The 11,523-nt window shown below is 61.6% G+C and carries 9 protein-coding genes; 6 read left to right on the top strand and 3 right to left on the bottom strand.

Annotated elements, in window-relative coordinates; translation table 11 throughout:
- The first annotated feature begins 31 nt into the window (after window positions 1-31).
- Window positions 32-1,963: a PAS domain-containing sensor histidine kinase gene (locus LOY70_RS14940; RefSeq protein ID WP_265037836.1), complete on the top strand. Its 1,932-nt coding sequence runs from the start codon at window positions 32-34 to the stop codon at window positions 1,961-1,963.
- Window positions 1,964-2,002: 39 nt separating this feature from the next.
- Here the strand turns inward: LOY70_RS14940 and LOY70_RS14935 are convergent, their stop codons facing one another.
- On the bottom strand, window positions 2,003-2,233 hold the full coding sequence (locus LOY70_RS14935; protein WP_025213723.1) for a hypothetical protein: 231 nt from the start codon (window positions 2,231-2,233) through the stop codon (window positions 2,003-2,005).
- A gap of 155 nt (window positions 2,234-2,388) precedes the next feature.
- On the opposite strand from LOY70_RS14935, the gene LOY70_RS14930 reads away from it, so the two are divergent.
- Window positions 2,389-2,925 carry a hypothetical protein gene (locus tag LOY70_RS14930; protein ID WP_265037834.1) on the top strand — a complete coding sequence of 179 codons (537 nt, stop codon included), beginning with the start codon at window positions 2,389-2,391 and terminating at the stop codon, window positions 2,923-2,925.
- Between the two features lie 17 nt (window positions 2,926-2,942).
- On the opposite strand, the gene LOY70_RS14925 is transcribed toward LOY70_RS14930, so the two are convergent.
- The gene (locus tag LOY70_RS14925) at window positions 2,943-4,280 is read right to left on the bottom strand and encodes a cation:proton antiporter (RefSeq protein WP_265037832.1); all 1,338 of its coding nucleotides are present in this window, start codon (window positions 4,278-4,280) and stop codon (window positions 2,943-2,945) included.
- A gap of 249 nt (window positions 4,281-4,529) precedes the next feature.
- On the opposite strand from LOY70_RS14925, the gene LOY70_RS14920 reads away from it, so the two are divergent.
- Genes LOY70_RS14920 through ligD form a run of 4 tightly spaced genes read left to right on the top strand, consistent with a single transcriptional unit; the run spans window position 4,530 to window position 10,688 of the window.
- Window positions 4,530-5,915, top strand: coding sequence for an iron-containing redox enzyme family protein (locus LOY70_RS14920; protein WP_265037830.1), 1,386 nt, complete (start codon window positions 4,530-4,532; stop codon window positions 5,913-5,915).
- 9 nt (window positions 5,916-5,924) lie between these two features.
- Window positions 5,925-6,926 carry a class I SAM-dependent methyltransferase gene (locus tag LOY70_RS14915; RefSeq protein WP_265037828.1) on the top strand — a complete coding sequence of 334 codons (1,002 nt, stop codon included), beginning with the start codon at window positions 5,925-5,927 and terminating at the stop codon, window positions 6,924-6,926.
- Window positions 6,898-8,061, top strand: a complete 1,164-nt coding sequence (locus tag LOY70_RS14910) for a carboxylate-amine ligase (protein WP_265037826.1) — start codon at window positions 6,898-6,900, stop codon at window positions 8,059-8,061. The genes LOY70_RS14915 and LOY70_RS14910 overlap by 29 nt, the downstream gene beginning before the upstream one ends.
- Complete coding sequence (gene ligD / locus LOY70_RS14905; protein ID WP_265037824.1) at window positions 8,058-10,688, top strand: DNA ligase D; 2,631 nt, start codon at window positions 8,058-8,060, stop codon at window positions 10,686-10,688. Before LOY70_RS14910 ends, ligD begins: the two co-directional genes overlap by 4 nt.
- A gap of 146 nt (window positions 10,689-10,834) precedes the next feature.
- On the opposite strand, the gene LOY70_RS14900 is transcribed toward ligD, so the two are convergent.
- Window positions 10,835-11,446: a Yip1 family protein gene (locus LOY70_RS14900; protein WP_265037822.1), complete on the bottom strand. Its 612-nt coding sequence runs from the start codon at window positions 11,444-11,446 to the stop codon at window positions 10,835-10,837.
- Between the last annotated feature and the right edge of the window lie 77 nt (window positions 11,447-11,523).

Here is an 11,523-nt window from a genome sequence, read left to right as displayed (position 1 = left end):
CCGCCAAAATCCACACGGATGCCCCGGCCAGATGCTCGACAATGACCCCAAGACCGCGCTCATAAACGAAGACCAGCGTTTTCACCTGCTCATCGACGCCGTGGTCGACTACGCCATTTACATGACCGATCCCTCGGGCATCATCACCAGTTGGAACTCCGGCGCCAGGCGTTTCAAGGGTTACGAAGAGTCCGAGATCCTGGGCCAGCATTTTTCCCGTTTCTATACCGATCAGGATCGCGCCGCCGGCCTGCCGCAACAGGCGCTGGACACGGCCCTGCGCGAGGGTCGTTTCGAGGGTGAGGGCTGGCGGGTACGCAAGGACGGCACGCTGTTCTGGTCCCACGTGGTCATTGATCCGATCATCGACAGCCAGAGCGGCGCATTGCTCGGTTTCGCCAAGATCACCCGCGACCTGACCGATCGCAAGATGGCCGAGGAAACCCTCAAGCAAAGCGAGCAGCAGTTTCGCTTGCTGGTACAAAGCGTCACCGATTACGCCCTCTACATGCTCGACCCGGACGGTCAGGTGACTAACTGGAACCTGGGGGCGCAGCGGATCAAGGGCTATCTTCCGAGCGAGGCCATCGGCCAGCATTTTTCCATGTTCTACACCCCTGAGGACCGCGACGCCGGTGAGCCGCAACGGGCATTGAGCATTGCCGCCAGCGAGGGGCGTTTCGAAAAAAAGGGCTGGCGCATGCGCAAGGACGGCACCCGGTTCATGGCGCACGTGGTCATCGACGCGATCCGCAGCGACACCGGTACACTGCTGGGCTTTGCCAAGATCACCCGCGACATCACCGATGCCACCCAGGCGCAGCAGGCCCTTGAACAGACCCGTGAAGCCTTGTTCCAATCCCAGAAACTGCAAGCCATCGGCCAGCTCACCGGCGGCATCGCCCATGACTTCAATAACCTACTGACAGTGATTCTCGGCAACCTGGAAATCGTGCGCAAGCGCATGCCCGCTGAGCCGAAACTCGCCCAGTTGCTGGACAACGCGACCCAGGGCGCGCTACGCGGTGTGTCACTGACCCAGCGCATGCTGGCGTTTGCCCGTCGGCAGAAACTGACCTCCGAATCGGTCGAGCTGTCGGCGCTGGTGCGCGGCATTAGCGGCTTGCTGCAAAGCTCCATGGGGCCTTCGATTCACATCCAGACCGACTTCACCGAGGCGTTGTCGCCCGTATGGGCTGACGTCAACCAGTTGGAGCTGGCGATCCTCAACCTGGCGACCAATGCCCGGGACGCCATGCCCCACGGCGGTCGCATCGTGATTGCCGCCGATGAACGACAGGGGAACGAAGCCGGACCGGATAAACCGATGGCGCCCGGTCGGTACGTTTGCCTGTCGATCACCGATGAAGGCGAGGGCATGGACGAGGAAACGCTGGCCTCGGCCGTGGACCCGTTTTTCACCACCAAGGGCGTCGGCAAGGGCACCGGGCTGGGATTGTCCATGGTGCATGGCTTGGCCGAGCAATTGGGCGGCCGGTTGACGCTCAAGAGCCAGAAAGGCAAGGGCACCACCGCCGAGTTGTGGTTGCCGGTGGCTGAAAATCCGGCGCTGGACAAAACGTCGATCCAGGAGCCGGCAGCGCCGCCGGTTCATGAGTTGCTGGTGCTGGTGGTCGATGATGACAGTCTGGTATTGACCTCCACCCGTTTGTTGATCGAGGACCTGGGGCACCGGGTCCTTTGCGCGCCGTCGGGGCCTCAGGCGCTGGAGCTGTACGAACGCAATCAGGACATCGACCTGGTGATCACTGACATGGCCATGCCGCAGATGGATGGTGCGCAGTTGGCGAAATTGCTGCGAAATCGGCAACCGGCCCTGCCGATCATCCTCGCCACCGGTTACGCCGAACGCCTGGAAGGCTTCGCCAGCCAATTGCCACGGCTGATCAAGCCGTTCAAGCAGGTCGACCTGGTGCAGATCATTGGGCAGACGATGAAGTAAACACCGTGACAGGGAGGTCTGCGCCACACATGGCGGTGCCTACTCGGTATTTTTCTTGAACCCGCGCAGATTCATCGCACACAGACAGAACTGCAGCACGATCAACGCGTATGCATTTGAATGCAGCCCCCAGACGACCCAGAGAATGTTGCTGGCGATGAAACAACTGAACCCCGCCACCCTGCGGCGGGGCTGGCGTGAACCAATCAACCAGGCCGCCAGCACCGTCACCACCATCGCCGGCCATTGCACCCATCCAAGATAATCCACCGGGTCCCTCCTCATGCAGTTGATGATCTACAGACACGGATGAGCGGGGAGCGTTTCGTTGAAGTGTTGTCGTGCCTTCGGTCCACTGGCTTGAACTTGCCTCGTGCCCGGTTCTTCTAATGAGTCCGACCCCTCACCGAGGCACCGCCTGCGCAATGCCCAGAATACTGACTCATCCAACCCCGGAAGAAGAACTGACTGAACACAATGCCAAGCTGTTCGGCTCCCCCAAGGAGCGATTGGATTTTTATCGGCGGGAAATCCAGTACGAAACCAGCATCCTGGCCAATCGAACCGATGCCTACCTGGCGGCCCAATCCTTCCTGGTGATCGCCTTTGCCTCATGCATGGCCAACCTGAACCCGGAGTGGGGCAAGTTGTTCACCTTGATCGTGCCGCCATTCCTGGCCTTGCTGGGTTTCTTGAGTTCGCTCAACGCCTGGCCAGGCATCCGGGCGGCCTACGACATCATTGATCACTGGCATTTCAAGCAAAGCGAACTGCTGCGCGCCGAACCGTTGATGGGCTTGGCGTACGACGATTCCCCGCTGTTCAGCGAGCGGGAATCGACCCACAAGGGCTATCGCAAGTCGCTGCTGTTTTCGCTGCGTACGCCGTGGATCTTTGCCACGTTCTGGGTGTTGCTGGGGGCGTATTCAATTCTGATCCAGGTGACTGACCCCGTAGGCTGAGGCCCCCCAAAAAGCCCTCAGTTCGATCGCTTACGACGCTCATACCAAGCCAACATAGGCTGGGTGCTCAGCCCATGGGCCAGGATGCTCAACGCCACCACCGACAACGTGAGGTTGATGCACAACCTGGCCACGTCTGGCTGCAGGTCATGATTCAAGGCGTAAAACAGATAAAACAGACTCCCGATACCGCGTATGCCAAACCAGCCGATCAACAACCGTTGCGGCCCGTCCAGCAATCGCCCCCAGGGCATCGCCAACACACTCAAGGGGCGGATCACAGCGAACAGCAGGGCGCCGATGGCCAGCGCCCGCCAATCCCAGTGAGTGGCTACCACCACCCCGAGCAGCGTCACCAGGAACACTTCCATGGCACGTTCTACCAAGCTGCCGAACGCGAGCATGTCGCCCATCATCACGCCCGCCGCCACCTGGCCGTCATCCAGGGACTCGGTATCCCCCAACATCGCTTGCTGGGGATCGACGGCTTCGTGACCGACGACGGGTTGCACCAGGTGCTCGGCCGGCGGTGAATTTTCGTCGGTGGACTGCACTTCGGCCTGACGCAGGCCCAGGCCGGCGGCGAACACCGAGAGAAAACCATAGCCTTGGACCGCCTCGGCCGCGACATAGGCCAGGGCGATCAGCGCCAGGGCCAGATAATCATTGGGTGACAAGGTGCTATCGGCATTCTTGATGCGCATCGACAAGGTCAGCCGACCAATGCCGCGCCCCATCCAGTAGCCGATCAGCAAGCCGGCCGGCACGGCCCACAGCAAACTGCGCAGGGCCCACTCACCGAGAAAACCGCTGCCGTCGTTGCGTAGCACCAGCAGCCCCAGGATCACAAAGGGAAACGCGGTGCCGTCGTTCAATCCGGCTTCGCCCGATAAACCGAAACGTACCCGGTCGTCGTCCCGGGCATCGTTGACCTGTACCAACGCCGCCAATACCGGGTCGGTAGGGGCCAGCATCGCGCCGATCAGCAACGACACGCCCCAACCGAGGCCGAACAGGTAATGCAGCGCCAGGCACAGGCCGGCGATGGTCAGGATCATCACCGGCCCGGCCAAACCATAAGCCACACGCCAGGTCCGGTCCTTGAGGGGCAAGCGCAGCTTGAGGCCGCTGACGAACAGCGAAAACACCACCGCGACTTCCGTGAGGTGCTCCATCCACACCGAAGAGTCGCCCAGATCCAGCTTCAGCAGCCCCAGCCCGGCCGGTCCGATGACCGCACCCAGCACCAGACACATCGCCGACGTCGTGACGGGCATCCAGCGCAGGTAGGACGAGGTCAGGGCCAGGGTCAACAACACGGCACCAAGCACCGCTACCCATACAGTGAAAATCATTGTTGCTCCTTGGACACTGGGAGGGGACTGGCTGACATACATCCCCTCGCCACAGGGGGGTCACTTGCCGGCGTTGGCGCGCTTGTCATCCATTCGAGGTTCGGAGCGAACCGAGGGTTCCCGCCGAAACGGCACGGCTCCGTTTATCCGGCGGCTTTTCACCCCGAGGGAATTTTTCATCGCTCACAGCGCTCTGCAAAAGTAGAGACGTGCTGACTCAGCGTCCTGCAAAGCACCCAAGAGGCCCTTATGACTGCGCTGACAACCCTCCGATCCCAGCCTGCCACCGTGCAACCTGTCACTGCCGCAGGGACCGTGCGCCAATGCTATGAACGACTGCTCCAGGGCCCCGACGATGCGGATAAGCAAGCCGCCGCCCAGGCGTTCCTCCAGCATTGCGCTGAACAAGCCGAGGCACTTCCCCAGGAGATGCCCGACGACCCCATGGCCCTGCAAGCCTGGGTCGAGCAACACAGCGCCGGCGTCGCCCGGCAGTACGCCGAGTACCTGGAACGGCGCAGAAGCGGCGGTGCGCGAGAGTTCTTCAGCAGCAAGGCCCATGCCTTGTATTTCCTGCAAGCCGTCGCGCCGACCAAGCTGGTGGACGGAGCCTGGCTCTATGGCGTGCTCAAGCATTGGCACGACCACCGTTTCGAAGGCCTGCTATGCACCTATCTGGAGGAGCTGGGGGACGGCAATCCTTCGCAAAACCATGTGGTGATCTATCGCAAACTGCTCGCCGAGCACGGGTTGCCGGACGCCCCGGACATCGATGACGAGCGTTACCTGCAAGGCGCGGTGCAACTGGCCCTGGGTTATGCGGGCGATGAGTACCTGCCCGAGGTCATCGGCTACAACCTGGGCTACGAACAACTGCCCTTGCACCTGTTGATCAGCGCTTATGAGCTGAGCGAACTGGATATCGACCCGTACTACTTCACTCTCCACGTGACCATCGACAACGCCAGCACCGGTCACGCCCATAAGGCCGTGCAATCGTTGCTGCAACTGATGCCGATGGCAGCCGACCGCGAGTCATTCTGGCGCCGGGTCACCCTGGGCTATCGCCTCAACGATCTGGGGCAGGGCAGCCGGGCAATCATCGAATCGTTCGACCTCTACCGCGAAGTACTGGACATGCTCGAGCGCAAACGCCCGTTCGGCCAGCACATGCATTCCGATTACTGCAAGTTCGAGGGCAAGACGGTCAATCAGTGGCTGTCGGCACCGGGACAGTTGGAAGGGTTTCTCGCGGCAATGCAGAACAAAGGTTGGATCAAACGTGACGAAGATCCGCAGAACAGCCGGTTCTGGACCCTGATCGAAGGCGCGGGGGCGGCCATGTTCGGGGTGTTCAGCCCTTATGAAAAGCAACTGTTGCACGACTGGATCGCAGGGGACTGGCTGGGCCAGGGCACGCGTTCGGGCCCTCGCCGCAGTCACGGGGCTGTTTCTGAGCCACAGACGCCGGTGGAAGACCCTGATGTGCAAAGCCTGCAACAAGCGCTGCAAGGCCAGGCGCCCGATGAGCAAATGCATATTTTAACGCCTTGGCTTTCGGCCCGTTGCCACAGTCACCCGGCCGGACTACTGGCAACGCGTCGGTTCATCGAACTCAAATCCGCACTGCGCTAGGAGCCCTGCATGAATCCAGAAGAACACCTGTCCGAAGCGGACTTGGCCTTGCTGCAATTAGGCCGCCGCTTGCAAGCTGACGGCTATCGTTTCATCACCCCGACGCCCCTGACCCACGAGCGGGTCAATCAACGGCCCGGCAACGAGCGCGCCAAGACACTACGGGATGTGTTTGGCTGGTCACGGCCGTTTGCCCCGGGGTTGATTAGCGCCGATGAGCAGCGGCAATTGCAGGAGGCCGAAGTACTGGAGGCGCGCAACGGCCTGTTGCACAGCCAGGTGCGCTGGTCGAGCCTGGACGGTTTGCTGTTTGCCCATTCGCAATTCCCCACCCAGGCCAATGATGCAGTGTTTTTCGGCCCGGACAGCTACCGCTTCGCCCAACTGATCCATACTCATCTACAACAGAACTTCACAGCGGTGCATCGCGCCGTAGACATCGGCTGTGGCGCCGGTGTCGGGGCCCTGGTGATTGCCCGGGCCCGGCGCGAAGCTCAAGTACATGCCTTGGATATCAACCCGCTGGCCTTGCGCCTGACTGCGGTGAATGCGGCTCTGGCCGAAGTGGCCAATGTCGAAATCGCTCGCAGCGACGTGCTACAGGACGTGGAGGGCAACTTCGACCTGATTGTCGCCAACCCGCCGTACATGGCCGATCCGTCCGAGCGTGCCTATCGCCACGGCGGCGGGGTGCTTGGTGCCGGGCTGTCGTTGCGCATCGTCGAGCAGGCCTTGCCCCGACTCACACCGGGTGGTTCGCTGGTGCTCTATACCGGCGTGGCAATGGTCGATGGCCGTGATCCGTTTCTCGAAGCGCTCGGGCCATGGCGTGACTCGGCGGAGTTTGGCTGGACCTATCGAGAATTGGACCCGGATGTATTCGGTGAGGAGCTGCTCACGCCGGGTTATCAGGACGTGGAAAGGATCGCCGTGGTGGCGTTGGTTGTAACCCGCATCGGCGCGGGTATCGGAGGGACTATCGATGAACAGGCGCATGAAGTTCGGCATTGAAGAGGAGTATTTCATCACCGACTTGCAAACCCGCTGTATGCCCGGTCACCCCCCTGCGGCGGCTGTCGCGGCGTGCCGGACCGAGCTGGGCAAGCATTTCGCACATGAAATGTTCCAGAGCCAGGTGGAGATGGCCTCGCCCATATTCCGCAGCCTGCCGGAGGCCGCCGATTACCTGACCCAGGTGCGCACGGGCCTGAACCAGCGCCTGGCGCCCTTTGGCCTGGGCCTGCTCAGTGCCGGTTCCCACCCGATGGCGACCCAGGTGCTGCAACCCACCGATGAACTGCATTTCCAGCAACTGTTCGATGATTACCAACGGGTCGCCCGGCGCAGTGTGTTGTCGGGCCTGCATGTCCACGTGGAGGTGCCTGCGAACCAGGACCGGGTGCGGGTCATGAACGAGGTCTTGCCTTGGCTGCCGATGTTTTTGGCGCTGAGCGCTTCATCGCCGTTCTGGAACGGCGCCTACAGTGGCTTCAGCAGCTATCGCCAGGTGGCCTGCGATGAATGGCCGCGCATGGGCGTCCCGGAGTTCTTCGAGGACGAGTCGGGCTTTGCCGGCTACGTCGACATGCTCATGCGTACCGGCTCGATTCACCAACCCAGCGATTGCTGGTGGGTGATACGGCCTTCGTCGCGCTACCCCACGCTGGAACTGCGCATTTGCGATGCCTGCCCACGGGTCGAAGACGTCCTGTGCCTCGTCTCGCTGTTTCGCCTGATGGTCGCCCATGCCATTGCTCAACCCCGGCCGGGTGCCAACTACAGCCTGATGTCCCACTGGATGCTCAAGGAAAACCGCTGGCGGGCCAAACGCCACGGGATTCTGGCGGAGTTCATCGCCGAAGGGCAGGAACAGCCCATGCTGATCGGTGAGTGGCTGACGCTGGCCGAGGAAACCTTTGGTGAAGCGGCCGCCGCCCTGGGGGTTCAAGACGTCTTCAAGCAAGCACGCCGTATGGTGCAGGAAGGCACCAGCGCCGATCGGCAGATCGTTGTCTACGAACAAGGTTTGCTGCTGGGGGACTCCACCGAGCAGGCCTTGAGCCGGGTCGTCGATCAATTGCTGGCGGAAACCGCCGGGATGCCGGTGGCCGATCGGGCGTTGCAGCAGGTGGCAGGTGGTCCATGACGAGCAAGACCCTGGATGACTACAACCGCATGCGCGATTTCGCCGCCACCCCGGAACCGGCGGCGAAGCGCTCGCGTAAATCGGCAAAAGCCGCCCATGCCTTGCAGTTCTGCATTCAGAAGCACGACGCCACACGACTGCATTACGACTTCCGCCTGGAGCTCGGCGGCGCGCTCAAGAGCTGGGCGGTGCCCAAGGGCCCGTCACTGGACCCCAAGGTCAAGCGTCTGGCGGTGCATGTCGAAGATCATCCGCTGGATTACGCCACCTTTGAAGGCAGTATCCCCGAAGGCCATTACGGCGCCGGTGATGTCATCGTTTGGGACCGGGGCGTGTGGATTCCCCAGGGCGACCCCTTTGAAGCCTATGAAAAAGGCCGGCTCAAGTTCGAGCTGCAAGGCGAAAAGCTCGGTGGCCTGTGGAACCTGGTGCGCACCCACATGCCCGGCAAGCAAGAGCAGTGGTTCCTGATCAAGCATCAGGACGAAGCAGCTCGCCCCGAAAGCGACTATGACGTGGTGCAGGAAGCCCCGGACAGCGTGCTCAGCGACCGCACCATCGTGCCCAAGCGTCGGGGCAAGGCTGCCACAGCCAAACCGGTAAAGTCGCCGGAAAAAGCCACCAAGGCGAAGTCGACAAAAAAAGCTTCGAAAACCAGCCTCAGCGGCGCGGTGGCCGGGCCGATTCCCGAGACGCTCAAACCGGAACTGGCGACATTGGTGGACAGCGCCCCCGACGGCGAATGGCTCTACGAGATCAAGTTCGACGGCTACCGGGTCATGGCGCGTATTGAAAACGGCGACGTCAGGCTCATCACCCGTAACGGCCATGACTGGACCCATAAACTACCGAGGCAGGCCGAAGCCCTGGCCGCGTTGGGCCTGGAGTCAGCCTGGCTGGACGGTGAGATGGTGGTCGCCAACGAACAGGGCGTGCCGGACTTCCAGGCCCTGCAGAATGCCTTCGATGCCGGCAGCAGTGGCAGGATTGCCTATTACCTGTTCGACCTGCCTTACCTCAACGGCATGGACCTGCGCAAAGTGCCGGTGGAGCAGCGGCGAACCGCACTGGCCGCCGTGTTGGAGGCTAATGAAGATCCGCTGCTGCGCTTCTCCGATGCCTTTGAAGAAACCCCTGAAGCGCTGCTCAACAGTGCTTGCCAGATGCAGATGGAGGGATTGATCGGCAAGCGTATGGGCAGTGCCTATGTGTCCCGGCGCAGCAACGATTGGATCAAGCTCAAATGCAAGAACCGCCAGGAGTTCGTGGTGGTTGGCTTCAGCGACCCCAAGGGTGCCCGCAGTGCCTTTGGCGCCTTGCTGCTGGGACTGCACGACGCCGACAGCGGTGAATTGCGCTACGCCGGCAAGGTCGGCACCGGGTTCAACGAGACCACCCTCAAGGGCATCTATCAGCAGCTGTTGCCCCTGGAAACGAAAAAGCCCGCCGTGGTCAACCCGCCCACCGGCTACGAAGCCAAGGGTGTGCACTGGCTTGAACCGACCTTGCTGGCCGAAGTGGCGTTTGCCGAGATGACCAAGGAAGGCTCGGTGCGCCATGCGGTGTTCCATGGTTTGCGCAGCGACAAACCGGCCAGGGCGATTACCCAGGAGTTGGCGAAACCGGTGAAAAAGGCCACTGAAAAGAACAAAGCCCCAGCCAAGGATGAACCTGAAGTCACGTCGGCCAAGCCCAAGGCGAAAGCCAGGAACAAAGCCAGCCAGGCGCCGGCCATGGACGGCAAGGTGCGCATCACCCATCCGGAACGGGTCATCGACGCCAGCAGCGGCACCACCAAACTGCAATTGGCCGAGTACTACGCCAGCGTTGCCGAGTTCATCCTGCCGGAACTGGCTGATCGCCCGGTGGCCTTGGTCAGGGCGCCGGATGGTATCGCCGGTGAATTGTTCTTCCAGAAAAACCCCGAGCGCCTGGCGATTCCAGGCATCACCAGCCTGGACAAGGCGTTGACGGGGCAGCCGGTGATGATCATCAACAACGCCGAGGCGCTGATCGGCGCGGTGCAGATGAGCACGGTGGAATTGCACACCTGGAACGCGACCTCGGTCGACCTGGACAAGCCGGACCGCTTCGTCCTCGATCTCGACCCGGACCCGGCGTTGCCTTGGAAAAGCATGGTGGAAGCCACACAACTGACGTTATCGGTGCTCGACGAGTTGGGGCTGAAGGCGTTTCTCAAGACCAGCGGCGGCAAGGGCATTCATGTGGTGGTGCCGCTGACGCGCAAACTGGGCTGGGACGAGGTCAAGGGCTTCAGCCACGCCATTGTCAGCCACATGGCCAAGCTGCTGCCGGACCGTTTTTCTGCGGTGTCCGGGCCCAAGAACCGGGTAGGGCGGATTTTCATCGACTACCTGCGTAACGGCCTGGGCGCCACCACCATCTGCGCCTATGCCGCGCGGACCCGGGAAGGGCTGCCGGTGTCGGTGCCGATCTTTCGCGAGGAAGTGGCCGAGCTCAAGGGGGCGAACCTGTGGAATGTGCACAACGTCCATGAGCGCCTGGTGGAAGTGGGGCACGAACCGTGGGCTGACCTGAAGAAAACCCGCCAGAGCATCACGGCGGACATGCGTCGGCGGATTGGTATGAAGAAAACGGCCAAGTAAGCCCTGTGGCTAGGACGCATCGATCGTTCCCACGCTCTGCGTGGAAATGCATCCCGTGACGCTCTGCGTCACCCTCTAGAAGCGGAACGCGGAGCGTCCCCGGCGGCATTCCCACGCAGAGCGTGGGAACGATGAATAGTCGACGTTTAGCTCGCAGGAAACCGCAGATACTCCGGCTGCAAGACGTTAAACCACAGCAGGATCATCTCCACCAGGATGGTCACCAGCACCAACAGCCCTACACCCCAGACGCTGGCCGAGTACAGCAGGCCTTGCTCTTTCTTGACGCCCATGAACTTGGGCAGGCCGACGAACAGCAAGAACGTCGAGTAGACCGAAGCCGCCGCCAACACGGCCACTGCCAGCCAACGGCTGGGATAGAGTCCGGCAATCCCGGCCAGAAAGTACGGCGTAGCGGTATAGGCTGCGAAACCGATGCACTGGTTGACCGTCGGGCGAGCCTCGAAGGTGCGGGACATCCAGCGAATGAACGTGCCCATGAGCACCACGCCGGCCACGATGGTCAGGTACAACAGCACACATAACTGAAGTGCACTGGCACTGCTGAGCCGTACCGTTTCGTTTTCGGCCAGGCTCCAGCCGGTCCAGGTGGTGCCCACGTATAGACACACGGCGGGTATCAGGGCCAACAACAGCAAATGTGCCAAGTAATGACGCGGGTGAGCCTGTTCTTGTTCGCGGATGTCCGCCCAGGCGAACTCGGGGTGGGTGAACAGTTTGACGAAAGGCGCAGACATGACGACCTCCTGATCAAGACAGCCTCTGCGTGAGGCCCTTATGAATTTGAGGTACGAGAACGGACGGGGTTTCATTT

It is taken from the genome of Pseudomonas sp. B21-054 (assembly GCF_026016345.1).
Classification (GTDB): Bacteria; Pseudomonadota; Gammaproteobacteria; order Pseudomonadales; family Pseudomonadaceae; genus Aquipseudomonas.
The sequence above is the reverse complement of the archived record's forward strand: the minus strand, read 5'-3'. Positions and strand labels throughout refer to the sequence as shown.

What these genes read in the sequence shown, in the direction of transcription:
- LOY70_RS14940 (WP_265037836.1), top strand. Translation starts at nt 32, where the DNA reads ATGCTCGACAATGACCCCAAGACCGCGCTCATAAACGAAGACCAGCGT.
- LOY70_RS14930 (WP_265037834.1), top strand. Translation starts at nt 2,389, where the DNA reads ATGCCCAGAATACTGACTCATCCAACCCCGGAAGAAGAACTGACTGAA.
- LOY70_RS14925 (WP_265037832.1), bottom strand. Translation starts at nt 4,280, where the DNA reads ATGATTTTCACTGTATGGGTAGCGGTGCTTGGTGCCGTGTTGTTGACC.
- LOY70_RS14920 (WP_265037830.1), top strand. Translation starts at nt 4,530, where the DNA reads ATGACTGCGCTGACAACCCTCCGATCCCAGCCTGCCACCGTGCAACCT.
- LOY70_RS14915 (WP_265037828.1), top strand. Translation starts at nt 5,925, where the DNA reads ATGAATCCAGAAGAACACCTGTCCGAAGCGGACTTGGCCTTGCTGCAA.
- LOY70_RS14910 (WP_265037826.1), top strand. Translation starts at nt 6,898, where the DNA reads ATGAACAGGCGCATGAAGTTCGGCATTGAAGAGGAGTATTTCATCACC.
- ligD (WP_265037824.1), top strand. Translation starts at nt 8,058, where the DNA reads ATGACGAGCAAGACCCTGGATGACTACAACCGCATGCGCGATTTCGCC.
- LOY70_RS14900 (WP_265037822.1), bottom strand. Translation starts at nt 11,446, where the DNA reads ATGTCTGCGCCTTTCGTCAAACTGTTCACCCACCCCGAGTTCGCCTGG.